The sequence below is a fragment of the Proteiniborus sp. MB09-C3 genome, assembly GCF_030263895.1.
In the GTDB taxonomy this organism is placed as follows: Bacteria; Bacillota; Clostridia; order Tissierellales; family Proteiniboraceae; genus Proteiniborus.
The window spans coordinates 3,599,146-3,625,453 of sequence record NZ_CP127161.1 but is presented as its reverse complement, the minus strand read 5'-3'; the positions used below and the strand labels follow the sequence as shown (position 1 = coordinate 3,625,453).

The following is a 26,308-nucleotide window of genomic DNA, read 5'->3' as shown; positions in this document are numbered from 1 at the left end:
AATGAGAAAAGAATTCGTAGAATACATGACCAATGTACCTATAAGTGTATCTCTAGTAAATATACTAGGATATCCATTACATTGGCATGATTCAATAGAGATCCTTTTCGTGCTTAAAGGCAGCATTAACGTAACTATAGAAAATGAAACATACATAGTAGAGGAAAAGGAAATAGAGATAATAAACATCAATGAGGTCCATAGCATTAGGAGCAGTGATAAGGATAACAGGGTTTTAGTGTTTGAGATTGATCCTAAGTTCCTTAAAAAATACTATAATGATATAGAAAATGTATTTTTTTATACTAATTCCTCAGAAGAAGGGATACAAGAAAAAGAAGAGTATTATGTTCTCAGAAATTATCTTTCACAGCTATTATGTGAAGTAACTGAAAAGCATGATGATTATGATGATGTAGTTAGGGAATCACTTTTAGAGCTTTTATATCATTTACTGAATCACTTCCATTACCTATTTTATGATGAGGAAAGCTTAAAGGGTGATGATGTCCAACTTGAAAGATATCACCGTATAGCAAAATACATTAGCAACAACTATATGGAAAAGGTTAGCTTACAGGACATAGCAAGAAATGAATTTCTAAGCACTCAATATTTATCCTATAAAATAAAGAACACCTTTGGATATACCTTCAACGATTTTTTGAATTTTGTTAGAGTAATGGAATCCACTAAGCTTTTATTAGACACGGAGATGAATATATCAGAAATATCCGAGGAAGTTGGATTTTCTCATGTCAGATACTATAATAAACACTTTAAAAAGCATTATAAAGTTACTCCTATGCAGTATAGAAAAAAATATAAAGTCGATGATGATAAGCTTGAGAAAATGAAGCAGTTTACTTATTTTGACCTTAGAGAAGGTCTAGACATGGCTTCGCAATACTTAGAGGACTATAGCCGTTTTAACATTGAAGACAGAATAGAAACAATAGATGTGGATTTATCTATCTCAGAAGGTGATATAGATATTAATTCTATAGATATTATAGACTTAGGAGATGCAATGAACCTTCTTATAGAGGATAATATGTTAATAGTAGTTGATATACAAAAAAATATAGGATTTAAATATGGCATAATAAGTAATCTAATTAGTGAAGAAATGGGTGTGTATATAGGCAAGAATTCGGACTTCATCAACTGGAGAAGCATAGAGAAAATATTGGATTACTTTCATAAAGTAGATTTAATACCAATAATCACAATATTAGATATAGAAGAACAGGATATACTAAAGAATCTATTATTAAAGTTTACAGATTACTTTTACAATAAGTATGGTAACAAGATGTCTGAGTGGAGATATGCTTTTAATGAAGGCATGGGAATCAGTCTAGTTGCAGATGAAATAATATTAGAGGAGCAAATAATAAACTTTGATATAAAGTCTAAGCAGGCGTTTGAGCCTGATAATGCATATGATACTTGTAATATAGTGACACATATTATTCAAAACTGTATTTCTGTTCGTGAGGATATAATACTGAAGGCTTTTGATACTCCACATAAAGAAACCAAGCAAGACAATGAACTGTTTTTTGGTGATTTAGGGATAGTTACCCAAAATGGAATAAGGAAACCTTCTTATTATGGATATTATTTTCTGTCAAAACTAGGCAAGAACTTAATAAAGCAAGGAGAAGGCTTCATAATAACAGAAGAAAATGAAAATATACAGATTTTATTATATGATGTGAATGATAATAAGAGTAATTTAAAAAGAAAATTTTCACTTAATTTTATGAATATACCCAATAACTATAGAATAGCAAAATATGAAATCAGTGAAAATAAAGGTTCTTCTTATGGATATTGGATTGCAATGGGAAGACCTAAAAGATTAGGGGATGATGAAATAGAGCTCTTAAAAAGAATATCTTTTCCTGAAACCACATTTAGCAGCATAAAGAAAAGTACTTTTTCTAATAAAATTATTTCAATAAATAGGAATGGTACAGTTCTTTTAGAGTTTAAAAAAGTACATTAATAATGTAATCAACGTACAATTCTATGAATTTTCCATAAAAGCACAAATACAAAGACCATAAATAAGTACCTTAAAGTAGATATCCAAGTGAATGAAAAAAAGCTCTATTAAGATTAACATAATATTATGGAGCTTTTTTTATTTTTGGTGTTCGTTGCATTTGACCTACCATCAATTTCTTGATAAAAGCACTCAGAAAATCGGGTTAGGTCATAAAAGGAGGTAATATTTATGGGCTTGAATGATGAAGCCTTTTCAAAAGAAAAAGTTAGTAAATTATTATTTAAATTTTCGGTGCCAGCTATAGTATCTTTACTGGTAGCTGAGCTTTACAATATGGTGGATACAATATTTGTAGGTAGAGAAATAGGAGCAAATGCAATAGGAGCTCTTGTGGTAGTATTCCCGATTCAACGTATAATAGCAGCAGTTGGCATGCTATTAGCCATAGGTACTTCAACTTCTGTTGCTAGAAGCAATGGAGAAAAAGATTATGATAATTTAAGATTGTATATAAGGAACGCCTTAAGCTTAGCTATGGTACTTACTTTTCTGCTTATAATATCAATATTTATTTTTAAAGAGAAGCTGCTAGTGTTTTTAGGAGCAAGTAGCGTAGTTCTTCCATATGCCAATGATTATCTTTCTATAATACTTATGGGATCTATTTTTCAATGCTTTACTGTGGTAATCGGATATATTTTAATGTCCTTGGGAAATAGAAGAGTATTACTCACAAGCAATTTCATTGGAGCAACAACAAATATAATAGTAGATTATATTCTTGTAGTGTCATTTAATCTTGGAGTAAAAGGTGCAGCAATAGCCACAGTAGCGTCTCAAATTTTAGCCTTTACTTATATGCTGTACAATTTTGTCAAGGCTAATAAGGTTCTCAAGATAAAGATTGGGTTTAATATCAATAGAAAAATAGCTAAATCAATTATTATGATTGGGTTCGCTGCATTTATAATAGAGGCAGAGGATGGATTAGCACTGGCAGTATTAAATAACCTGCTGCTTAACAATGTAGGAGATATAGGAGTTATAGTATCTGGTGTAATATCCAAGGTTTTTATGTTTATGTTCATTACCATAATCGGGATAAGCTCTGCCATGCAGCCTATAGCAGCCTATAATTCTGGAGCTGGAGAATATACCAGATTAAGAAAAGTCATTAGAGAATCTATTATAGTAGCATTCATAACTTCGATTATATTATGGGCGGGAGCATTGATATTTGCAAAGCAAATCATATCTGTTTTCGTAAAGGATAAGCATATTATAGCTGAGTCAGTTAAAGCTTTCAGAATAATGATATCTGTATTCCCTATAATAAGCTTGTACTATGTATCCATATATTATTTCCAAGCTATAGGAAAAGCAAAAACATCTTTCTTGCTTTCAATATACAGACAGCTATTATTGTTTATTCCACTTTCAGTATTATTCGTTGGAGTTCTAAAACTTGGAGCTATTGGTGCTTGGATTTCATATCCTATATCTGATATAATATCAACTATAACTTCATATTTCTTAATTAGAAGAGAACGAGTGAGAATTAATAAAAAGGTAGAGGAAAAGAAGAAAAAGGTTACTACGAAAAAAGTATGCCAGATGCCTGTTTATGAAGGCTAGTATAAAATATGGAAATTAAAATTTTTTAAATATATTGACTAATTTAATTTTTACTGTTACCATTGTGTTGTAAGATAAAACAAATTAATAGATGCCCATATAAATCTCAGAATATGGCTGGGAAGTTTCTACCAAGTGACCGTAAATCACTTGACTATGGATGAAAGTGTACCTAGGGTTCCGAGGTGCTTATTAGCATTTGTCTGGTCCGAGCGGTACAGATATTACTTGTGCTTATTGATTGGTAATATTACACCTTGGGGATAAAAGCCCGGGCGGGTAGGTTTCACGTATAGTGAAACTTACTCTGCCCGGGCATTTTTATTTTGAAAGGAGTGTAACTATGGATAAGCAGGTAAGAAGAATCTTTATTGAAAAGAAAAAAGGATTTGACACCGAAGCAGAACAGCTATTTTATGATTTAAATCAAAGTTTAGGCATAAAAGGGCTGATGGAAGTCAGGATTGCCAGCAGATACGATATCCAAGGCTTATCAAATATGGCATATGAAAAAGCATTAAGAAATATTTTTTCAGAGCCTAATATTGACTTAGTGTATGAGGAAAACTTAGTTGCGGATCATGATTACAAGGTTTTTGGAGTTGAATATCTTCCAGGACAATATGATCAGAGAGCTGATTCGGCTGCTCAATGCATAGAGATTCTTACTACAGGCGAAAAACCTATTATTAAGACTGCCAAGATAATTATGCTTAAAGGAAATATTACAGATGATGAGTTTATAAAGATAAAAAGCTATTGTATAAATTCTGTAGACAGTCGAGAGACAGCTTTAACTAAACCAGAAACATTAGAGGACAGTATAATTCATCCAAAGGATGTAGAAGAGATAAAAGATTTTATTCTTAAATCTTCTGAGGAGCTTATAAGATTTAAGGAAGATATGGGGCTTACAATGAGCCCTGACGACATTAAATTCTGTCAAGAATATTTTAAGCTTACAGAAAAGAGAAATCCTACAATAACTGAGATAAATGTCATAGACACTTATTGGTCAGACCATTGCAGACATACTACTTTTATGACAGAAATAGAGGACGTGAAATTTGAAGAAGGAACATTCAGTAGTGCAGTAAAAAAAGCATATGAGGAATATTTAGATTCTAGAGATTATGTTTATGGTGCTAATAATAGAGCTATTTGTTTAATGGATATTGCAACCATAGGAATGAAGGAGCTTAGAAAAAAAGGTCTACTAGATGATTTAGATGTTTCTGAGGAAATAAATGCATGTAGCATAAATGTAAATGTGGATGTGGACGGGAAAATAGAAGAATGGCTGGTTATGTTTAAAAATGAAACTCACAACCATCCTACTGAAATAGAGCCCTTTGGTGGAGCTGCTACATGCTTAGGAGGAGCCATAAGAGATCCATTGTCAGGAAGATCTTATGTTTATCAAGCAATGCGTGTTACTGGCAGTGGAGATCCAAGAACGAAAATAGAGGATACTCTTCCAGGAAAACTGCCTCAAAGAAAGATTACTACAGAGGCTGCCAGAGGATACAGCTCATATGGAAATCAGATAGGTATAGCTACAGGTCATGTATCTGAAATATATCATGAAGGCTATGTAGCCAAGAGAATGGAATTGGGAGCTGTTATAGCAGCTGCACCAAAGAAAAATGTGGTTAGAGAAGAGCCAAAAGAAGGAGATGTAATTGTTTTAGTAGGAGGAAGAACAGGTAGAGATGGCTGTGGAGGGGCAACAGGCTCATCAAGATCACATACTGATGAATCAATTCTGACAAGTGGAGCAGAGGTTCAAAAAGGAAATCCATTAATAGAGAGAAATCTCTTAAGATTATTTAGAAAACCAGAGTTCAGTAAAATAATAAAGAGATGCAACGATTTTGGAGCAGGTGGAGTGTCCGTAGCAATAGGAGAGCTTGCTGATAGCCTAGAGATAAATCTAGACAATGTATTAAAAAAATATGAAGGGCTAGATGGTACTGAGCTTGCAATATCGGAATCCCAAGAGAGAATGGCAGTAGTCATAGATAAAAACAATCTTCATATATTAGAAAAGCATGTGGCTGAGGAAAATTTAGAGGCTACAGTAATAGCTAAGGTAACCTCTGATAATAGATTAAAAATGAATTGGCGAAATAAAACAATATTAGATATAGATAGAGATTTTTTAAATACTAATGGAATTAGACAAAAAACTAGGGTCTATGTAGAGGAGCCCAATTCTAGAAGCTATTTCGACATACCATTTTATGATGAAAACGGAGAACATAATCTAAAAAATGCTTGGATAAATAATTTGAAAAATATAAACATTGCTAGTCAAAGGGGATTAGTTGAGAGATTTGATAGTACAGTAGGGGCCGGTACTGTATTGCTGCCTTTTGGGGGAAAATATAATCTAACACCATCACTGGGAATGGCAGCTAAGATTCCTGTTTTGAAAGGAAGTACAAATACATGCACTCTTATGACTTATGGATTTAATCCTGAGCTTTCTTCTTGGAGTCCCTTCCACGGTGGGATATATGCAGTAATTGACTCTGTGGCTAAGATTGTGGCAATGGGAGGAGATCCTAGGAAAATAAGACTTACATTCCAAGAGTATTTTGAAAAGCTAGGAAATCATGATAATAAATGGGGCAAGCCTTTTGCAGCATTGCTAGGAGCATTTAAGGCTCAAAAAGGATTTATGGTACCTTCTATTGGAGGTAAAGACAGCATGTCTGGAACCTTTAATGAGATAAATGTTCCACCTACATTAGTTAGCTTTGCAGTATGTACAGGTGATGTAAGGGATGTCATTTCTCCAGAATTTAAGAAAAAAGACAGCCAAGTAATTTTACTCAGCTCACCTAGAATGGAGAATGAAATACCTGATTTTGAAGCTCTCAATAAAAACCTACTATGTATACATGAGCTGATTAAGAAAGGAAAGATACTGTCAGCGCATAACGTTGGGGTCGGTGGTATAGGAACTGCCATAAGTAAGATGAGCTTTGGAAACAAAATAGGAATGACTTTTACAAAAAATCTAGGTATAAAGAAGCTATTTGCTGCTGACTATGGCTCAATAATATTAGAAATTCATAATAGTGAAAATCTAAATGAGTTATTTGAAGGCTTAGAGTATGAAATACTAGGACATACAACTGAAAATCCAGTTATAGCTATTGATGATGTTCATATTGATATAGATTCAGCTATAAAAGAATGGGAAGAGCCTTTAAATGACGTATTTCCTATAAAAAAGGATATAGAAGGCTTACCTGAAAAAGCTTGCTATAGCAAAGGAAATATAGTGAAATCAAAATGCAATATGGCAAAGCCTAAAGTATTCATTCCGATTTTTCCGGGTACTAACTGTGAATATGATATGGAAAGGGCTTTTGAGAGAGCAGGAGGAGTAGTTGACACATTTGTGTTCAAAAATTTGACTACAGAAACCATAAAAGAATCTATAGATACAATGGTTAGGAAGATAAAAGATAGTCAGATAATAGCTTTGCCTGGTGGCTTTAGTGCAGGTGATGAACCAGATGGTTCAGGGAAGTTCATAGCAACTGTATTCAGAAACCCATATATAGCAGAGCAGGTTATGGAGCTACTCAAGAATAGAGACGGTCTAATGCTTGGGATATGCAATGGCTTTCAAGCTCTTATAAAGCTTGGACTCGTTCCATACGGAGAAATAAGGGAAATGGAAGAAAACTCACCTACACTGGTATTTAACAAGCTGGGAAGGCATGCATCACGCATGGTTCAAACTAAGGTAGTATCTAATCTTTCACCTTGGTTTAACAATGTAAGTGTAGGAGATGTATTCACTATTCCTATATCACATGGTGAGGGCAGACTAGTTTCTGATGAAGATAGTCTTAAAGAAATGATAGAAAAAGGACAAGTAGCTACTCAATACGTTGATTTTAGTGGAAGCCCTAGCTATGATGGAGACTTCAATCCAAATGGTTCTCTACACAGTATAGAAGGAATCACCAGTCCAGATGGAAGAATCCTAGGGAAGATGGGGCATTCAGAGAGAATAGGAAAAGACTTATATAAGAATAATTACGGTGAAACGGATCAAAAGCTATTTGAAGCAGGGATAAGATACTTTAGATAGTAGTGGAGCAAAAAGGGAAATACAACAAAAATATACGCTCTCGGTTTCGGCCACGAATAATTCTAAAGCTCATTCCGGCAAAAAATCCTACAACTTGCAAACTCGCTACGCTCAAACAGTGCAAGTTGCTTAACGGATTTTTCACCTACATTCGCTAAGAATTATAGTCGTGTCCTGCAAATGTTCGCTTAATATTTTTATTGTATTTCCCATACTTCTTGGCGAGAAAATACCATGTCATCCTGAATAAAGTGAAGGATCTCATAAATGAGGAGGTAATAAAGTGAAAGTTGCAATCGTAATGGGAAGTGAATCTGATTTTCCAGTAGTAGAAAGAGGCTTAAAAATATTAAAGGAGTTTGGAGTAGGTACGGAAGTTAGGATAATATCAGCTCACAGAACTCCTGATAAAGCAGTCGAGTTCGGAAAAAAAGCAGAGGAAAATGGTATTGAGGTAATAATAGCAGCCGCAGGAAAGGCTGCACATCTTGGAGGAGTATTAGCAGCAGTTACTGTACTTCCTATTATTGGGCTGCCTATTAAATCATCTACACTAGACGGACTAGACTCACTGTTGTCTATAGTGCAAATGCCTAAGGGAATACCAGTAGCTACAGTTGCCATTGATGGAGCAGAAAATGCAGCGCTTTTAGCAGTTCAAATTTTATCTGTAAAATATGAGGATTTAAGGAAAAAGCTTAAGGAATATAGAGAAAAAATGGCTAAACAAGTTGAGGAAAAAGATAGGGAGCTTAGTCAAAAGCTATGCAACTAACAAATCGTTAGGAGGCGATGATAATGAACTTGAATTTTTTAGATGAAGATAAACTTAAAGAAGAGTGCGGTGTAATAGGAGTATATTCAAAGGAACAAAACGTTACTGAAATGATTTATCATGGACTTTATGCCCTTCAGCATAGAGGGCAGGAAAGTGCAGGCATTGCAATAAATCAAAATGGAGCTATAAATTATCATAAAAATATGGGACTGGTATCAGAGGTCTTTAACGATAATGAGATATTAGAAAAGCTAGATGGAAATATGGGCATAGGCCATGTAATGTACTCAACAGATGAGAAAAGCTCAGCAGTAAATGCACAACCCTTAGTAGTCAAATATAAAAAAGGAAGTATTGCTATTGCGCATAATGGCAATATAGTAAATGCAGATAGCCTTAGAGAAATACTTCAAGACAGTGGAGTAGTGTTTCAAACTACTAATGACAGCGAAGTAATGGCAAATATGATAGCAAGATATCATAAAGAAGAAATAGAAAAGGCAGTAAATAGAGTAATGGAATTACTGAAGGGTTCATATGCTCTTGTGCTAATGACTGAAAACAAGCTTATAGGCGTTAGAGATAATCAAGGCATAAGACCACTTTGCCTAGGAAAGATAGATGACGGATACATTCTAGCCTCTGAAAGCTGTGCATTAGATACTATAGGAGCAGAGTTTATAAGAGATATTGAGCCTGGAGAAATGGTCATTATAGATGAAAATGGTGTGAAAAGCATATTCAATGATAAATGGAGCAAAAAAAGACTCTGTATATTTGAACTCATATACTTTGCAAGGCCAGACAGCAGAATTGATGATATAAGCGTATATCTTGCAAGAAAAGAAGCAGGAAAGATTCTAGCAAAAGAACATCCAACTGATGCTGATGTAGTGATTTCGGTTCCGGATTCTGGTACATCTGCTGCTATAGGATATGCAGAAGAGTCAGGAATACCTTACAGCATTGGATTAGTTAAAAATAGATATATAGGAAGAACGTTTATTAGGCCAAATCAAAGCGATAGAGAACAAGGAGTACAGATAAAGCTAAATGTTTTAAAGGAAAATGTAGAGGGAAAAAGAGTAGTCCTTGTAGATGATTCAATAGTAAGAGGTACAACAAGCAAAAAAATAGTGAAAATGCTGAAAAAATCTGGAGCAAAAGAGGTGCATTTGAGAATAAGCTCGCCACCTGTTATATATCCTTGTTATTTTGGAATAGATACTCCTTATAGAAAGCATTTAGTTGGAGCAAATAAAACTCCAGAAGAAATATGTGAAATGGTAAACGCAGATAGCTTAGGCTTTTTATCTGAGAAAGGGCTTATAAAATCAACAGGAAAAGCAGAAGGTTTTTGTCTGGCTTGTATAAATGGTGATTATCCCATGGAGATACCTAGAGAGGAGGTAGAAGCTAATGAGTAATAATGGATTAACATATAAAAACTCAGGTGTAGATGTAACAGCAGGATATGAAGCAGTGAAACGTATGAAGACACATGTACAAAAAACTTTTACCAAAGGAGTTATATCAGATTTAGGCGGGTTTAGCGGTATGTTTGCATTAGATAAAAGCCAGCTTGATGAACCAGTATTAGTATCTGGAACAGACGGTGTAGGCACTAAGCTGATGATTGCATTTGCTATGGACAAGCATAACACTATTGGGGAGGATTGTGTTGCCATGTGCGTAAATGATATACTCTGCCAAGGGGCAAGACCACTTTTCTTTCTAGATTATATTGCTACAGGCAAGCTATATCCAGAAAAAATAGCAAGCATAGTAGAAGGAATTTCTAATGGATGTGTAAAGGCAGGATGCGCTCTCATTGGAGGAGAGACAGCTGAGATGCCAGGCTTATACGGTATAGAAGAGTATGATTTAGCTGGCTTTGCAGTAGGGGTAGTAGATAAGAAAAAAATCATATCGGGAGACAACATAAAAAGAGGCGATGTACTGATAGGCTTGCCTTCTAGCGGACTTCACAGCAACGGCTTTTCATTAGTCAGAAAGCTTTTCTTTGATGTGAAAAAATATGATGTAAATCAATACATTGATGAACTAGGCAGCACATTAGGCGAGGAACTTATTAAGCCTACAAAGATATACTCAAATGCTTTAATAGAATTAAATGAAAAATTTGATATAAAAGGCATCAGCCATATAACTGGTGGAGGATTTTATGAGAATATTCCTAGAATGCTTTCTAGTGGTCTTAGAGCTGTAGTAAATAGAAAGCATGTTGAAGTTCCTCCTATTTTCAATGTAATGCAGAAACTTGGAAATATAAAAATAGATGAGATGTATTCTACTTTTAACATGGGAATAGGCATCATAATGGCAGTAGAGCAGAAAGATGCTGATAGCATAATAAAATTTTTAGAAGCTAAGGATGAAAAGGCATATGTAATAGGCGAAATAATTGAAGGGGAGAGAGGCGTATCAATATGTCACCAGTAAGGCTGGGAGTCCTTATATCTGGAAGTGGTACAAATCTTCAGACTATAATCGACAATGTAGATTCTGGAGATATTAATGGCGAGATTTGCGTAGTAATATCTGATAAAAAAGATGCCTATGGTCTTGTAAGAGCTAAGAAGAATGGCATTGATGCTATTTTCGTAAATAGAAAAGAGTTTTTAAATGATACAGACTTTAATAGAAAAATCCTAGAAGAATTAAAAAAGAGAGGCATTCAGCTTGTAGTATTAGCAGGATATTTAAAAATATTGAGCAGCGACATTATCAATGAATATAGAAATAGAATAATCAATATACATCCATCATTAATTCCGAGCTTTTGTGGAAAAGGATACTATGGAGAAAAAGTCCATAGGGCTGTACTAGAGTACGGATCTAAGGTCACGGGAGCGACAGTTCATTTTGTAGATGAAGGTGCAGACACAGGTCCTATAATATTTCAAAAACCAGTGCTGGTAAGTGAACAGGATAATGTGGAGTCCATCAAAAATAAGGTACTGAACGTAGAGCATGTGCTTCTTACTGAAGCAGTAAGGTTATATTGTGAGGAAAAGATAATTGTAAATGGAAGAAAAGTTATTATTAGGGAGTGAAGACATGAGAAGAGCATTAATTAGTGTTTATGACAAAACTGGTATAGTAGAATTTTCAAGAAAGCTTGTTGATATGGGATGGGAGATTATTTCAACAGGAGGTACGAGAAAGGCACTTATAGAAGCAGGAATTAATGTTATAGACGTATCTAGTATTACTGATTTTCCAGAATGCTTTGATGGAAGGGTGAAAACACTTCACCCAAGGATACATGGCGGGCTTTTAGCTCTAAGAGATAATAAAGACCATCTAAAGACTATGGATGAGCTTGGAGTACAGCCAATAGATATGGTAGTCAACAATCTATATCCTTTTAAGCAGACTATTTTAAAAGAGGGCGTCACTCATGAAGAAATAATTGAGAACATCGACATAGGTGGACCTTCAATGCTAAGAGCGGCAGCTAAGAATTATAGATTTGTAACTGTATTAGTAGATCCTAGAGATTATGATGCAGTAATAGATGAGCTGAAGGATAGAGGAGAAGTATCAGAAAAAACTAAAGAATATCTGGCAGCAAAAGTTTTTCAACATACCAGTAGCTACGATGCATTGATTTCAAGCTACTTTAACAAAAGAACAGATATGAGACTTCCAGATACTATTACTCTTGCATTCGAGAAAAAGCAGGATTTAAGGTATGGAGAGAATCCTCATCAAAGTGCTGGATTTTATACTGAAATATTAGAGACTAAAGGTACTTTATCAGCTGCAGTACAGCTTCATGGAAAGGAGCTATCCTACAACAATATAGGAGATGGCAATGGAGCATTAGAAATATTAAAGGAGTTTGATAAGCCTACAGTTGTAGCAGTGAAGCACGGAAATCCATGTGGAGTAGGAAGCGGAGAAACCATAGAAGAAGCCTTTAAGAAAGCATATGAAGCAGACAAGCAATCTATATTTGGAGGAATAATTGCTGCAAATAGAGAGATAGATGAAAATACAGCAAAATTCATAAATAAAATCTTTATAGAGCTAGTCATGGCACCTTCTTATTCAGAAGTAGCACAAGAAATTTTAAAATCTAAGAAAAACATAAGACTTTTAATAGTACCTGACATAGCAAAGAGTGAATATTCAAGCTATGACATGAAAAAGGTTCTAGGAGGAATGTTAGTACAAGACAGGGATCAAAGCTGTCTCTACGAAAAACTAGAGGTAGTAACTGATAGAAAGCCATCAGACAAGGAAGTAGAAGATATGCTGTTTGCTTGGAAGGTAGTTAAGAATGCTAAATCAAATGCTATTGTCTTGGCTAAAAATCAAGGTACTGTGGCAGTAGGACCTGGACAAGTTAGCAGAATATGGGCATTAGAAAATGCTATAAAGCAAAGTGAAGAAAACTGTAAAGACAGTGTAATGGCGTCAGATGCATTTTTCCCATTTCCTGATTGTGTGGAAGCAGCTCATAGAGCTGGAATAACTGCTATCATACAGCCAGGTGGCTCAATAAATGACAAGGAATCAATTGAAGCTGCAAACAAGCTTGGAATAGCAATGATTTTCACTGGGACTAGACATTTTAAACACTAAAGAAATTAAAATAGGGTAATGTACGACATATTTCCCGGGTAATGACACATATCTACAAAAAATATTATTAGTGAGAGGTGAAAATATGAGGGTACTTGTTATAGGCAGTGGTGCAAGAGAACATGCAATAGCTTGGAAGCTATTACAAAGCCCAAAGGTATCTAAAATATATGCTATACCGGGCAATGGAGGCATTAGTAATATAGCAGAGTGTACAAATATACAATTAGATGATATAGATTCTCTTTTGGAATTTGCATTAAAAGAAAGTATTGATTTAACTATTGTAGGTCCAGAAGGTCCACTAGTGGACGGAATAGTAGACAAGTTTAATGAGAAGGGACTTAAAATTTTTGGACCATGTAGAAAAGCTGCTATGCTTGAAGGAAGTAAAAAATATGCAAAAGAGTTTATGATGAAATATCAGATACCAACAGCTAAATATGTAGCATATCACGACCTTGATAATGCCATAAAAGGCTTAGAGGAATTTACTTTTCCATTAGTAATTAAAGCAGATGGTCTGGCAGCAGGCAAGGGAGTAATCATATGCAGCGACAAAGAAGAAGCTTATGAAGCTCTCAGAGGCATATTAGAAAATAAAAGATTTGGAAATGCAGGCAATGAAATCATCATTGAAGAGTTTCTAGAAGGGACAGAGGCTTCTCTTATGTGCTTAGTAGCTGGCAATAAAATAATACCTCTCGAAAGTGCAAAAGATCATAAAAGACTGCTTGATAATGACGAGGGACCTAATACAGGTGGCATGGGCTGTATTTCTCCGAATAAAATACTAGATTCTAAATTGATGGCTGAAATAAAAGTAAAAATATTAGATAATGTATTGAACGGACTGCAGAATGAAAAACTAGATTTTAAGGGAATACTTTTTATCGGTCTTATGATAAATTCAGTTGGAGCAAAGGTATTAGAATTTAATGTTAGATTTGGCGACCCGGAAACAGAGGTAGTACTGCCACGACTAGAAAGCGATATTGTAGATATTTTTATAAAAACTATAGATGGAACCATATGCCAGGAAGATTTAATATGGAGTCAGAAATCATGTGTCTGTACAGTATTAGCATCAGGAGGATATCCAGAAACTTGTGAAAAGGATAGAGCTATATCTGGACTAGAAAAGGTTGACAGAGATGTGCTAGTATTTCACGCAGGAACTAAAAAAGAAAATGGAATAAAGACAAATGGAGGACGAGTTCTTGCCGTGACTACATTGGCAGATAGCTTAGATGAAGGAAGAAAAAAGGTATACGAGAATATAAATAAAATACTTTTTGACGGAATGCAATATAGAAAAGATATTGGAATAGAAAAAAGAAAGGACTGGTGCTATGAAAGTTTTTTATAAAGGAAAAACAAAAGACATATATGTATTAGAAAATGGAAACTATTTGCTCAAGTTCAAAGATGATGTAACAGGAGAAAATGGAGTATTTGATCCGGGAGCTAATTCAGTAGGCTTATCAATTGAAGGTTCAGGAAAAGCAGGTCTTAGGATGACTAGATTTTTCTTTGAAATTTTAAAGGAAAAAGGGATTCCTACACATTATATAGATTCAAGTCTAGAAGAAACAACTATGACTGTTAAACCTGCAAAGCTATTTGGAAAAGGCCTTGAAGTAATCTGTCGTTACAGAGCAGTAGGAAGCTTCATGCGTAGATACGGTGCTTATGCAAAGGAAGGACAGCCTCTAGATGCATATGTAGAATTTACCCTAAAAGATGACCAACGTCAAGACCCTCTTATAACTGAAGATGCACTTACTATGCTAGGAATTCTATCATCAGATGAGTACAAGACATTAAAAAATTTGACTAAGAAAATTTCTGATATAATAAAAGAAGAATTAGCCAAAAAAGATATAGAATTATATGATATTAAGCTGGAATTCGGAAGAGTAGGAGAAGATAATCAAATCGTTTTAATAGATGAAATTTCTGGGGGCAATATGAGGGCTTATAGGGAAGGGAAATATATTGAGCCTTTAATGCTAGAAAAGATAATACTAGAGTAAAAAATAAAGAAGAGGTAGTATAAATAATTAAAGGAATGGATTAAAAGCACGAATTATTCCTAATAATTACAAATTTTTAATCCATTCTTTATTTTTTTGAAGATACTTGTCTAAACATGTAGATTATACCAAAAAAATTTGCTATAATATTACCATGCTGTGGGGCATTATATTTCTACGAGTTCTATAGCTAAAAAAGACATAGACTAAACACTCTAAATGTGTTTAGAAATAAGAGCTAAGGAGAGATAAAAAATAAGAAAAACATTTAGAAAAGGCATGACAGCATTTATGGTAGTTGCAATGATTCTAACAATAAGCACTACGATATTTGCTGAAAGTGGTAAAACGGTCAATGTGAAAGGATACATATGGGAGTGGATGGATGAGGAAGAAATAGCTCAAGCTCCTGAACAACTTTCAGTAACTAATGTAATAGAAACATTAGATGCAAAAGCAATAGATGAAAATCTTGATAGTGCTTTTGTAGTACAATCTCCTTCAACTATTACTGTATTAGTTGAGCATGGAATCGTATTTAATGCCTATAAATTGTCTCCAAAAGGAGAAGGTGAATGGGAGTACTTTCCTGGTTAAGAGTTGACGGTTTCAGGTAAAGCTATAGCTTATGTAATCGATCCTTCAGGTGCTGAGGATGAATTCGGATTTCCTATAGTTTTGGAAAAAGCTATTGATGCATCAGAAGTTAAGAATTACGAGGAAGATGAAATAATGTATTTACCTGGATGTAGTGTTACATTAACAGAGCCAGGTGAGTATTATGTAATCTTTAGATATGATGCTGAGTCTGGAGCTGCCGAAGCATTTATTAGAGTTGAAGATTCAAATGCTACAGAAAAAGAAGAACCAACAAAAGAAGAACCAACAAAAGAACCAGAAAAAGAACAGGAACCAGTACAATCTATATTGACAGCTTCACCAACAGCATCAAAGGTATTGGTAAATGGGGTAGAGACTTCTTTTGATGCTTATAATATTGATGGAAGCAATTACTTTAAATTAAGAGATTTAGCAAAGGTAGTAAGTGGAACAGAAAAGCAATTTGAAGTAAAATGGGATGGAGAAAAGAAAGCCATCAATTTAATCTCTAATGCTGCCTATACAGTAGTAGGCGGAGAACTAGAAAAAGGTGATGGACAAGCTAAAACACCAGTTCTAAATAATTCAAAGATATACAAAGATGGAGAAGAAGTACAGCTAACCGCATATACAATCAACGGCAATAACTATTTCAAGTTAAGAGATTTAGCGCAAGCTTTTGATATTGGAGTAACTTGGGACAATGCAACAAAGACAGTAGGAATAGACACATCAATCGGATATACAGCTGAGTAATTTCTAGGGCACCAACACCGTTGGTGCCTTTTTAACTTTTATTTGATTTGTTTTTTCTCTACTGCATCTGTTCCCTCATAGAATTTCATTGTATCAATAGCATCCACATCTCTTAACATACTCCAAGGAAAAAAAGTTGCATTAGTTTGATTTTCAATAATAGGATACTTATGTGAATTATATGTCTCAAGGAGAAATTCATATCCATTTATACCTGTGGACTTATTCTTTTCACCTTTATTCTTCACATTTATACCTCCTGACTAAAGAAATATAGTAGGATTAAAACTAATCCTAAAATTATTATTTCTTTATTTTAAAATAATAATTTTATTTTATAGATTATTTTCCATGGTACTATATGTTATTATTGTATTAATCTTTGATTTTAGCTAAAATAACTATAGGATAAAATGATTTAGAGAGGTACAAAATTATAAAAGCCTAACCCTGAGTTATGATAGAATTTGGTTAAGGAAGGTGGGATTAAATATGTTGAATGTAAAGAATTTAGAGGTTTATTATGGCGGTATTCATGCTCTCAAAGGAATTTCCTTTGAGGTTAAACAAGGCCAGATAGTTACCCTTGTAGGAAGTAATGGTGCAGGAAAGACTACAACCTTAAGGGCAATATCCAATTTAGTAAAATCTAAGGGCAGTATTGAATATAATGGACAGGAAATAAGCAATATGCATTCAGAAAAAATAGTGGCACAAGGTTTAATTCATGTGCCAGAAGGAAGAAAAATATTTACGGCTCTAACAGTAGAAGAGAATTTATCCATGGGTGCATATCTGAGAAATGACAAACAGAAAATAGAAGAAGATTTACAGTATGTATATGAGCTTTTTCCTAGACTTAAAGAAAGAGCCAAACAATATGGTGGAACGCTAAGTGGTGGAGAACAGCAAATGCTAGCTATTGGAAGAGCCATAATGTCTGCTCCAAAGCTACTGATGCTGGATGAGCCTTCAATGGGCTTGGCTCCTATAGTGGTTGAGGAAATATTTGCAACAATAAAGGAATTAAGTCAAAAGACTGGACTTACAGTATTATTAGTAGAGCAAAATGCAAACACAGCTTTAAAGGTAGCTGATATTGGTTATGTTATTGAGACAGGAAAGATTGTATTTTCAGGGAATGCAAATGAGCTATTACACGATGACAGAGTTCGCAAGGCTTATCTTGGAGAAGAATAAAAACATTTTTCTAAACTATATTTACAAACAGTAAGTAAATTGAATCAATTACTTGCTGTTTGTTTTTTATTAATCATATTGTAAAAGTTACGTATTAATAATACAATTAGAATTAAAGGTATGTAGTATTAGAATAAGAAAACGTTTTATAATAAACGGCTAAGGGGTGATTTTGTGGAGTATAAGCCAAAGATTAGGGACAGACAAACAGATGAATTGTTTGAAGCAATATTGAGGCTTGAGAATATTGAAGAGTGCTACAGATTTTTTGAAGATATATGTACCATAAATGAGCTTAAATCCATTAGTCAGAGGCTGGAGGTAGCAAAATTATTGAGGCAAGAAAAAACATATAATGAAATAGAGGAAAGAACTGGAGCCAGTACTGCAACCATAAGCAGAATAAACAGAGCACTAAACTATGGAGCAGAAGGATACAATTTGATACTAGATAAATTAGGATATATTAAAAAATAAGGAGACAAGAGATGAGTACTAAAAACATGAAAGCTATGGATATGAATGCAAGAAATGAAATGATAAAAAAAATGAGAACTAAAAAGATAATTGAGATGTGTATATCATTACTAGTTATAGGATTGGCTGTATTCTTATATGTTAAAGGATATGATCCTACAGTTATTTTAATCTATCTCGCAGGAAAGAATCTTTATTCGATTTCAAAGAGAAAAGGCAATGCAAAAAACCAGAGATTTTTGATTATTCTTAACGTAGCTGGTTTGTTTCTTGGGCTTTTAGGAGGGTATAATTTAGTTGCACAGATAATTAAATAAATGGGGCTAGGAATATGAGATATTTAATAAAATCAGGGGAAATTTTTTTAAAGGATAGAATTCTGAACAAAGGTGCTATTTTAATCAATAATGAAATAATAGAAGAAGTGAAGACGGTAAATACATATGAGGATATAGAAATTATTGATTTAAGTAACTACAAGGTACTGCCAGGACTCATAGACACTCACATTCATGGCGCAAATGGCTATGATACCATGGATGCAAATTATGCTTCCTTAAATGAGATATCTAAATATCTAGGAACCATTGGAGTAACAGGATTTTTAGCTACTACAGTAACAGCACCTTGGGATAAAATAACTGCTGCCGTTAAAAATATTCATGAGACTATGAAATCAGGAGTAGAAGGAGCAGAGCTATTAGGAGCCTATATAGAAGGTCCTTTTATTACAGAAAAATACAGAGGAGCTCATCCTTCTGAGTATATTAGAAAAATATACATTGAAGATATGAAAAAGCTAGTAGATAGCTTTCCTTCGTGCATAAAGACTGTTACTGTCGCACCTGATAAAGAAAATGCAATAGAGTTGATAAAATATTTAAAATCCCAAAATATTAATTCATCTATAGGTCACACCAATGCAACTTATGATGAAGCATTGGCTGCCATCGAAGCCGGAGCAAATATTGCAGTACATGTATTTAATGGAATGAGGGGACTCCATCATAGGGAGCCTGGTATAGTGGGAGCAGTACTATCAGATAGTAGGGTATGCTGTGAATTAATTGCCGATATGACACATGTTCATCCTGCTGTAATGAAGCTAATAGTAAAGACTAAAGGCTCTCATAATATAGGCCTGATTACTGATTGTATGATGGCTGGTGGAATGGACGATGGTGAATACATGCTTGGTGAGTTAAAGGTATTTGTGGAAGATGGAGTAGCTAGAATAGAAAATGGCTCACTTGCAGGAAGTACGTTAAAACTGATAAATGCCGTAAAGAATATGAATGAATATGTAGGTGTAGACTTAATAGAGGCAGTAAATATGGCATCATTAATTCCTGCACAAATAGCTGGAGTAGACCATGTACAAGGCAGCATAGAGAAAGGTAAAAAAGCTAATTTTACTGTTATAGACGATAATTATAATGTAGTTATGACTATGGTAAATGGGAAGATTGTATATTCAAGTAATACTATATAAAGCGAAGGAGCTAGGGAGGATTCTCTAGTTCCTTTTTTACTCTATCATAATATAGAGCAAAGACTTTTGCTGAAATTAATCTTTGCTTATTAAGAGCTTTAAGAATTATTTTAATTGCAATAATTATGACATTTGTATTACAATTTGTCGCTTAATCTGAATTTCATGTTGATAGATGTTATAATTAGTAATATATGGTCATATATAGCCATATGAAAGCATGACATGAAAGGATGACACGAAGATGAGAAATACGAGCAGAAGCTCCAGTTCAAAAATGAAACGAAAAAAAAGACTTTTCAATAACATAATAATATTGTTCATTCTTATAATAGCTATTACACAGATTAAGGACAGGCTATTTCCAATTATTAAAAGAGCTATTATTAATAATTCATCGTCTGATCATGGTGACTATGTTTTAGCTGATAGCGATGCTCTGGACAAAGAAGATAAATCGAGTACTGATAAAGATATTGAATCAACTAAAGGGGATAATAGTGATTCTAGTGATGACAATATAGGAAAAGGAAATAAAGAGAAGAAGGATTTATTAAAGGATACTGTTTACATAGATGATAAAGGACAAGAAATTATTAAAAATACCGATGACATTTTAGTTTTAGCTAACAAAGAAAGAAATTTAGCTTCTGATTATAAACCAAGTGATTTAGTAATACCTAATGTAAAATTCTCTTTTGATGGAAATGATCAAAAAAAATACTTAAGAAAAGAGGCTGCTACAGCTCTAGAGGAACTCTTTAAAGAAGGAGAGAAAGAGGATATAATTTTATATGCAGTTTCAGGCTATAGATCCTATGCAAGACAGGAGTTGCTCTTTAATAATAGAGTAAAAAAAGATGGAGTTGAAAAGGCAAATAAACTAGTAGCCAGACCAGGACAAAGTGAGCATCAAACAGGTCTAGCAATGGATGTATCTAGTATAAGCGTAAATCTTTCATTAGACGAATCTTTTGGACAAACTGTTGAAGGCATTTGGCTAAAGGAAAATGCCCATAAGTTTGGATTTATAATAAGATACTCAAATGAAAAAATTGATATAACTGGATACAGCTATGAGCCATGGCATATTAGATACGTTGGTAAGGATGTAGCAGAAGAAATATATGAAAAGGATATTACACTTGAAGAATACCTAGGATTTGAAAGTAATTTAGAATAGCTTTATATTGAATAACACCTCAAACATTAGTCATGATTGGGGTGTTTTCTATTATATTAATTTTAAAAATTTTATCTAATCTATTTTAGCAGTGAGTCTATTTGATACTGTATCCGTGAGATAACTTCCTTTTTATCCCCATTTGCAGAGACAAATCCCTATCTTTATGAAGTATTTCTCAAAGGATTTAATATTAAGATGAAATTGTCACAAACATGGCAATGACAATTCTACAAAATAGTACAAGTTATCTAATATAATATTATATTAGATAACTTATAGGACAATAAAAGACATAAAACTACAGCAATTTCATATGCAAAGTCTGAAGGAAGAGAACAATCCAATAATGCTTTTACTAAATTAAATGGGGGAGATGTATGTTGAAATTAAAGAGTATTAAAACAAAACTATCTTTATCTTATGGAGCATTACTGTTGATTATATGCATAGGATTCGGGGTTATATCCTATATAACATCCTCTAATGCAATATCAGCAAGTATCAATGAGTCATTGGGTCAAATAGCAGAAGAGGATGCTAAGGTTGTTGCTGAAGGCATGAAAGTGCAATTAAACGCATTAGAGGCATTGGCAGAAACTGAATTTTTAAAAAGCGATACTCTGACTTTAGATGAAAAGCTAGATTTACTTAAAAATGAAGTGAAAAGGAGCGGACATATAGACCTTACAATTGCAGATGTTAGTGGCTATGCAAAAGACACCAATGGTGCAAGCTGTTCTCTTTCAGATCGAGAGTATTTTATGAGGGCCTTATCAGGTGAAAGTGCAATTTCGGATCCCATTGTAAGCAAGGTTATTGATAGTATTATATTGTGCTATGCAGTTCCAATTAAAGATGGCAATAGAGTCAAAGGTGTATTAGTTGCTACTCGTGACGGAAATGTACTTAGTGATTTTACTGATGATATGAAGTATGGGGAAAATGGTCAAGTATTCATGATTAATAAAGAAGGTACAGCTATAGCTAATAAAGACAGAAATCTTGTTATAGAAATGGACAACGTTTTTGAAAGTGTTAAAAGCAATCCTGAACTAAAATCTCTTGCTGAGTTGGAAAATCATATGATTGAGGGAAAAAAGGGAGTAGGAGAATATACCTATAAAGGTATAACTAAATACATGGGATTTGCTCCAGTGGAAGGAACTAGTTGGTCATTAGCTGTAACAGCTCCAAAATCAGAAGTTATGGCAAAAGTGAACCTACTTGCAAAAACAATGATCACTGTTTCAATTGTTTTTATTGGAGTAGGTATAGCTATTACTTTATTAATATCAAGAAATATTACATCACCTATAAAAACAGCAACTAATTATCTAAATGTAGTAGCAACTGGAGATTTTACAGGAGAAATTCCTCATCATCTGCTTAAGCTTAATGACGAAACAGGTGTCTTAGCAAAGGCAATTAATACCATGCAGGAATCTATAAAAAATATTATTGTGGAGGTTAACAGTGAGTCTTCTGATGTAAGTCAAATGCTCATTAATATTAATAATGATATGGAGCAGCTTAACAAAAGCATAGAAGATATTTCTGCTACTACAGAAGAATTATCAGCAGGATCTGAAGAAACTGCTGCATCTACTGAGGAAATGAATGCAACTTCTATAGAAATTGAAAAAGCCATTGAAGCTATTGCAAAGAAAGCAGAAGAAGGAGCAGTTACGGCAAGTGATGTTAGCAATATGAGCGAGGAAATGAAGAGAAAAGCCGTATCTTCAAAAAAAGAAACTATTGAAATATATGGGAAAACAAAAGACGATTTAAAAATGGCAATTGAGCAATCAAAGGCAGTAAATAAAATAAATGAATTATCTGAGGCTATTCTTGAAATAACTGAACAAACTAATCTACTTGCATTAAATGCTGCCATTGAGGCTGCAAGAGCAGGTGAAGCTGGAAGAGGATTTGCAGTTGTTGCAGATGAAATAAGAAAACTTGCAGAAGGTTCAAAAAATTCGATTTCTAGGATACAAGAAGTAACTGATGTGATATTTAAGGCTGTCAATGCCCTTTCATCTAGCTCTACTGTGATTATAGAATTTATTGATAGGAAGGTATTAAGTGATTATGATGATCTTGTTAATTCTAGTGAACAATACAGCCTTAACTCCATAAATATAAACGATATGGTAACTGATTTTAGTGCAACATCTGAAGAATTGTTGGCTTCAATGCAAAATATGGTGAAGGCAATAGACGAAATATCCAGTGCAGCTAATGAAGAAGCTTATGGTGCTACTAATATTGCACAAGAATCCTCAGCCATAAGACAAATGTCAGATAATGTAATAAAACTGACAGAAATGGCAAGAGAAAAATCAGACTTGTTAATTAAATCAGTTTCGAAGTTCAGAATGTAAAGGACGGTTAGGAATATGCAAGATACAAAGCAGGTAGTGTCTTTTAAAGCAGGAGATGTGGAACATAGCTTTCCCATTAATTGGATAAAAGAAGTTATAAATCATATAGCACCTACCTTGACTCCCAATGTTTCTGATTCAGTACAAATGCTTAGTAGCTTAAGCAGAAAAGCTCCTGCATTAAGTGAATTGAGGAATATCTTTAGCATTGGACAGCAGGAGTTTTATGATAATATTGAAATAATTGCTGATTATTATAATGCTGTTAGTATAGAAATAAGCTTGCATAATGATATAAAAAAGGACTTAATAAGGGCATTAGAGAAAGAAGAATTTTTTCTATGCTACCAGCCAATTATAGATAGCAGGACAAAAAACATAGTATCACTAGAAGCCTTAATAAGATGGAACCATCCTAAGAAAGGCATAATAAGTCCTGGAGAATTCATATTAATTGCTGAAAAGACGGGACTTATTGTTCCAATAGGTGAATGGGTGCTTAGAACTTCCTGTAATCAGCTAAAGAAATGGCATGATATTGGCTATAGTAACTATGGATTGTCAGTAAATATTTCAGCTATACAATTACAGCAGAATGATTTTTCTGATGGTGTAAGCAGAGTTCTCTCTGAAACTGGGCTGCTACCTAGATATCTTGAACTGGAGATTACTGAAAGTGCATTTTTGGAGACCAATAGTGCTGTGGCAATGAATTTAATTAATTTAAGTAAACAAGGTGTTAGAATCTCAATTGATGATTTTGGTACAGGATATAATTCCTTGAAGTATCTTCAAAATATTACTGTAGATAGTTTAAAAATTGATAGGACATTTATCTTCAATATTAAAGCTCATATTAACAAAGTAATTATTGACACTATCGTACTTCTTGGACATAAAATCAATGCAGAAGTAATAGCAGAAGGAGTAGAGCTGGAAGAACAGTATGAGTATTTAAAATCGATAGGATGCGATAAGATTCAAGGATACTATTTTAGCAAACCGCTTTTGCCAGAAGAAGTAATAGTATTTTTTAAAAATAGAAGATGCAAATAAATCTATGACTCTATTAATTATACCACTGTTTTCTGGTAAGAATCAAAATAAGGTTAAAGCTGAAGAGGAGCATTTTTATGTCAGCATACTCTAAGAGATATAAATAATTTTGTGCATTTTCTTTCTTTAGAAAAATTAATTAGAAGCTACTTAAAGATATTCGACATAAAAATGCTCTTCCTTGCAATATATATTATTTGAGCTATAATTTAAATCTATTATTCATATGATTTAGCTGGGAAGCTAATTCAGATAATATATTGGCATAATCAGCAAGATTCTCTATGGAATTAACTTCTTGCTGTACTAAAGCAGCAGTTTCTTCAATACCAGCAGAGTTCTCTTCTGCAATAGAAGCAATCTGCTCAATTCCAATAGTAATTTTATTGCTATTTTCTGTGATTTCCTTTAAATGATTTGATATATTATCTATTTTTCCAATCATATCTAATATTTCAACATTAATCTGATTAAACATTTCTGAGGATATCTTAATTTGATTAGTTCCTCGTTCAACCTGATCATATGCCTTGCTTAAAGAATCTGTCACAATTTTAGATTCTTTTTGAGCTACATTGATAATATCAGATATTTCTATTGAAGATGCATCAACCTGCTCAGCAAGCTTTCTGATCTCCTCGGCTACTACTGAAAAACCTCTTCCAGATTCACCTGCTCTAGCAGCTTCAATAGCAGCATTTAATGCTAGCAAATTGGTTTGATCAGCAATATTATTTATTACTTCAGCTAACACAGATATTTTTTTAGTATTTTCATTTAAATCCTCTAGCTTAATAACTGAATCTTTAACCATTTTATTGATAATCTCCATTTGCTTAATTGACTCATTCATTTCTTTATCGCCTTGATTAGATGAAGTTAGGACTATATTTGAAGAATTATGAAGAGTTATTCCTTCTTCATTTGCTTGTTCAATTAAGATGTTTAGGTTATCCACTGAGCTCGCAATACTAGTGGATGAGCTTGCCTGTTCTTCAGCGCCAGCAGCCATTTCATCCATTGTTGAAGCAATTAGTTCACTATTTTGTTTTACTTCAACACTAATTTTATTTAACTCACTGCTTTGAATATTGATTTTCTCTGAAACCTTAGAAGTTTGTGCCACAATATCCTTCAGGTTATCTATCATACTATTTATGGAGCTTGCTAATTGAGCTATTTCGTCTTCACCTTTTATAACTAATTTTTCAACTTTCAAGTCATAATTAGACACCTTTTGAGCTATTGCTGCCATACTTTTTAAAGGCTTTGCAATATTATTTGAAATAATTGCTCCCAGTAACAAGATTATTAGAGCAAATAATGAAAATGCTATAATACTAGTAGTTTTGAACTTACTAAGCTCAAAGAAAGCTGATTCTGCATCATAATCGACACCTAGTATTCCTACTACATTTCCGTCACTATCTTTCAGTGGATAATAGGAATCTATAAGAATTCCCCATTCGCCATAATTCTTAATTTTATTGCCAATAAAAGCTTCTCCGGCCCATGCTTTTTCATATTGTAAACTGGACTCCTCAGTATCTCCAATATGTGATATTTCATCTAAAGAAGAACCATCAACAACATACATGAATTTTCCATCTTCCGTCTTTCTCATGGTATATATGTACTTAACTCCATTCATATTGCCGATATATCCAAGCTTGTCCCTCATTTGTATATATGAATCTCTTTTCTCGTCCTCTATAGTTTCTAATTTCACAAATTCGTCAATATCTATTTCTTCACTGGCTTCCTTAGCTATTCTATATGCTACATCGGCTACATTTTTTGTTACCATTTTATAACTTTGATAATAGAGTACAAATGATAGTAGGCTATAAGCTGATAGAGCAGCGATCAGAAATAATACGGTTATTTTTACTCCTATACTTTTTTTCAAATATATACCTCCCTTTAATTTATTCAACATATGAAGTTACTTGCATCAGCTAAG

The 26,308-nt window shown here is 33.7% G+C and carries 21 protein-coding genes and 1 riboswitch; of the genes, 19 read left to right on the top strand and 2 right to left on the bottom strand.

Annotated elements, in window-relative coordinates; translation table 11 throughout:
- The first annotated feature begins 1 nt into the window (after position 1).
- From QO263_RS17780 to QO263_RS17725, 12 genes are all read left to right on the top strand, one after another.
- On the top strand, positions 2–2,014 hold the full coding sequence (locus QO263_RS17780) for a helix-turn-helix domain-containing protein (RefSeq protein ID WP_285624381.1): 2,013 nt from the start codon (positions 2–4) through the stop codon (positions 2,012–2,014).
- Between the two features lie 231 nt (positions 2,015–2,245).
- Positions 2,246–3,652 carry an MATE family efflux transporter gene (locus QO263_RS17775; RefSeq protein WP_285624379.1) on the top strand — a complete coding sequence of 469 codons (1,407 nt, stop codon included), beginning with the start codon at positions 2,246–2,248 and terminating at the stop codon, positions 3,650–3,652.
- Positions 3,653–3,727: 75 nt separating this feature from the next.
- A riboswitch (purine riboswitch) is annotated at positions 3,728–3,829 on the top strand.
- 166 nt (positions 3,830–3,995) lie between these two features.
- Positions 3,996–7,766 (top strand): phosphoribosylformylglycinamidine synthase, encoded by a 3,771-nt coding sequence (locus tag QO263_RS17770; protein WP_285624377.1) that lies wholly within the window; start codon positions 3,996–3,998, stop codon positions 7,764–7,766.
- 283 nt (positions 7,767–8,049) lie between these two features.
- Complete coding sequence (gene purE, locus QO263_RS17765) at positions 8,050–8,541, top strand: 5-(carboxyamino)imidazole ribonucleotide mutase (protein WP_285624375.1); 492 nt, start codon at positions 8,050–8,052, stop codon at positions 8,539–8,541.
- A 23-nt stretch (positions 8,542–8,564) separates the two neighbouring features.
- Positions 8,565–9,971, top strand: a complete 1,407-nt coding sequence (gene purF, locus QO263_RS17760; protein ID WP_502928677.1) for an amidophosphoribosyltransferase — start codon at positions 8,565–8,567, stop codon at positions 9,969–9,971.
- Entirely contained in the window at positions 9,964–11,007 is a 1,044-nt protein-coding gene (purM, locus tag QO263_RS17755; RefSeq protein ID WP_285624371.1) for a phosphoribosylformylglycinamidine cyclo-ligase, read from the top strand. Before purF ends, purM begins: the two co-directional genes overlap by 8 nt.
- On the top strand, positions 10,995–11,621 hold the full coding sequence (purN, locus tag QO263_RS17750) for a phosphoribosylglycinamide formyltransferase (RefSeq protein ID WP_285624369.1): 627 nt from the start codon (positions 10,995–10,997) through the stop codon (positions 11,619–11,621). Before purM ends, purN begins: the two co-directional genes overlap by 13 nt.
- A 4-nt stretch (positions 11,622–11,625) precedes the next feature.
- Positions 11,626–13,158: a bifunctional phosphoribosylaminoimidazolecarboxamide formyltransferase/IMP cyclohydrolase gene (purH, locus tag QO263_RS17745; RefSeq protein ID WP_285624367.1), complete on the top strand. Its 1,533-nt coding sequence runs from the start codon at positions 11,626–11,628 to the stop codon at positions 13,156–13,158.
- Between the two features lie 85 nt (positions 13,159–13,243).
- Entirely contained in the window at positions 13,244–14,527 is a 1,284-nt protein-coding gene (gene purD, locus QO263_RS17740) for a phosphoribosylamine--glycine ligase (RefSeq protein ID WP_285624365.1), read from the top strand.
- Entirely contained in the window at positions 14,511–15,194 is a 684-nt protein-coding gene (locus tag QO263_RS17735) for a phosphoribosylaminoimidazolesuccinocarboxamide synthase (protein WP_285624362.1), read from the top strand. The genes purD and QO263_RS17735 overlap by 17 nt, the downstream gene beginning before the upstream one ends.
- A 279-nt stretch (positions 15,195–15,473) precedes the next feature.
- Positions 15,474–15,791 (top strand): hypothetical protein, encoded by a 318-nt coding sequence (locus QO263_RS17730; RefSeq protein ID WP_285624358.1) that lies wholly within the window; start codon positions 15,474–15,476, stop codon positions 15,789–15,791.
- 3 nt (positions 15,792–15,794) lie between these two features.
- Positions 15,795–16,550, top strand: coding sequence for a stalk domain-containing protein (locus QO263_RS17725; protein WP_285624355.1), 756 nt, complete (start codon positions 15,795–15,797; stop codon positions 16,548–16,550).
- A gap of 38 nt (positions 16,551–16,588) precedes the next feature.
- Here the strand turns inward: QO263_RS17725 and QO263_RS17720 are convergent, their stop codons facing one another.
- Positions 16,589–16,798: a hypothetical protein gene (locus tag QO263_RS17720; RefSeq protein ID WP_285624353.1), complete on the bottom strand. Its 210-nt coding sequence runs from the start codon at positions 16,796–16,798 to the stop codon at positions 16,589–16,591.
- A 244-nt stretch (positions 16,799–17,042) separates the two neighbouring features.
- On the opposite strand from QO263_RS17720, the gene QO263_RS17715 reads away from it, so the two are divergent.
- From QO263_RS17715 to QO263_RS17685, 7 genes are all read left to right on the top strand, one after another.
- Positions 17,043–17,750 (top strand): ABC transporter ATP-binding protein, encoded by a 708-nt coding sequence (locus tag QO263_RS17715; protein ID WP_285624351.1) that lies wholly within the window; start codon positions 17,043–17,045, stop codon positions 17,748–17,750.
- 174 nt (positions 17,751–17,924) lie between these two features.
- Positions 17,925–18,227: a YerC/YecD family TrpR-related protein gene (locus QO263_RS17710; RefSeq protein WP_285624349.1), complete on the top strand. Its 303-nt coding sequence runs from the start codon at positions 17,925–17,927 to the stop codon at positions 18,225–18,227.
- Between the two features lie 11 nt (positions 18,228–18,238).
- Positions 18,239–18,544: a hypothetical protein gene (locus tag QO263_RS17705; RefSeq protein WP_285624347.1), complete on the top strand. Its 306-nt coding sequence runs from the start codon at positions 18,239–18,241 to the stop codon at positions 18,542–18,544.
- 14 nt (positions 18,545–18,558) lie between these two features.
- On the top strand, positions 18,559–19,719 hold the full coding sequence (nagA, locus tag QO263_RS17700) for an N-acetylglucosamine-6-phosphate deacetylase (RefSeq protein WP_285624346.1): 1,161 nt from the start codon (positions 18,559–18,561) through the stop codon (positions 19,717–19,719).
- Positions 19,720–19,963: 244 nt separating this feature from the next.
- Positions 19,964–20,902 (top strand): M15 family metallopeptidase, encoded by a 939-nt coding sequence (locus tag QO263_RS17695; protein WP_285624343.1) that lies wholly within the window; start codon positions 19,964–19,966, stop codon positions 20,900–20,902.
- A gap of 380 nt (positions 20,903–21,282) precedes the next feature.
- Entirely contained in the window at positions 21,283–23,289 is a 2,007-nt protein-coding gene (locus tag QO263_RS17690; RefSeq protein WP_285624341.1) for a methyl-accepting chemotaxis protein, read from the top strand.
- 15 nt (positions 23,290–23,304) lie between these two features.
- Complete coding sequence (locus QO263_RS17685; RefSeq protein ID WP_285624338.1) at positions 23,305–24,345, top strand: putative bifunctional diguanylate cyclase/phosphodiesterase; 1,041 nt, start codon at positions 23,305–23,307, stop codon at positions 24,343–24,345.
- Positions 24,346–24,547: 202 nt separating this feature from the next.
- Here the strand turns inward: QO263_RS17685 and QO263_RS17680 are convergent, their stop codons facing one another.
- Positions 24,548–26,254, bottom strand: a complete 1,707-nt coding sequence (locus QO263_RS17680; RefSeq protein ID WP_285624336.1) for a methyl-accepting chemotaxis protein — start codon at positions 26,252–26,254, stop codon at positions 24,548–24,550.
- Between the last annotated feature and the right edge of the window lie 54 nt (positions 26,255–26,308).

What these genes read in the sequence shown, in the direction of transcription:
- QO263_RS17780 (WP_285624381.1), top strand. Translation starts at nt 2, where the DNA reads ATGAGAAAAGAATTCGTAGAATACATGACCAATGTACCTATAAGTGTA.
- QO263_RS17775 (WP_285624379.1), top strand. Translation starts at nt 2,246, where the DNA reads ATGGGCTTGAATGATGAAGCCTTTTCAAAAGAAAAAGTTAGTAAATTA.
- QO263_RS17770 (WP_285624377.1), top strand. Translation starts at nt 3,996, where the DNA reads ATGGATAAGCAGGTAAGAAGAATCTTTATTGAAAAGAAAAAAGGATTT.
- purF (WP_502928677.1), top strand. Translation starts at nt 8,565, where the DNA reads ATGAACTTGAATTTTTTAGATGAAGATAAACTTAAAGAAGAGTGCGGT.
- purM (WP_285624371.1), top strand. Translation starts at nt 9,964, where the DNA reads ATGAGTAATAATGGATTAACATATAAAAACTCAGGTGTAGATGTAACA.
- purN (WP_285624369.1), top strand. Translation starts at nt 10,995, where the DNA reads ATGTCACCAGTAAGGCTGGGAGTCCTTATATCTGGAAGTGGTACAAAT.
- purH (WP_285624367.1), top strand. Translation starts at nt 11,626, where the DNA reads ATGAGAAGAGCATTAATTAGTGTTTATGACAAAACTGGTATAGTAGAA.
- purD (WP_285624365.1), top strand. Translation starts at nt 13,244, where the DNA reads ATGAGGGTACTTGTTATAGGCAGTGGTGCAAGAGAACATGCAATAGCT.
- QO263_RS17735 (WP_285624362.1), top strand. Translation starts at nt 14,511, where the DNA reads ATGAAAGTTTTTTATAAAGGAAAAACAAAAGACATATATGTATTAGAA.
- QO263_RS17730 (WP_285624358.1), top strand. Translation starts at nt 15,474, where the DNA reads ATGACAGCATTTATGGTAGTTGCAATGATTCTAACAATAAGCACTACG.
- QO263_RS17715 (WP_285624351.1), top strand. Translation starts at nt 17,043, where the DNA reads ATGTTGAATGTAAAGAATTTAGAGGTTTATTATGGCGGTATTCATGCT.
- QO263_RS17705 (WP_285624347.1), top strand. Translation starts at nt 18,239, where the DNA reads ATGAGTACTAAAAACATGAAAGCTATGGATATGAATGCAAGAAATGAA.
- nagA (WP_285624346.1), top strand. Translation starts at nt 18,559, where the DNA reads ATGAGATATTTAATAAAATCAGGGGAAATTTTTTTAAAGGATAGAATT.
- QO263_RS17695 (WP_285624343.1), top strand. Translation starts at nt 19,964, where the DNA reads ATGAGAAATACGAGCAGAAGCTCCAGTTCAAAAATGAAACGAAAAAAA.
- QO263_RS17690 (WP_285624341.1), top strand. Translation starts at nt 21,283, where the DNA reads ATGTTGAAATTAAAGAGTATTAAAACAAAACTATCTTTATCTTATGGA.
- QO263_RS17685 (WP_285624338.1), top strand. Translation starts at nt 23,305, where the DNA reads ATGCAAGATACAAAGCAGGTAGTGTCTTTTAAAGCAGGAGATGTGGAA.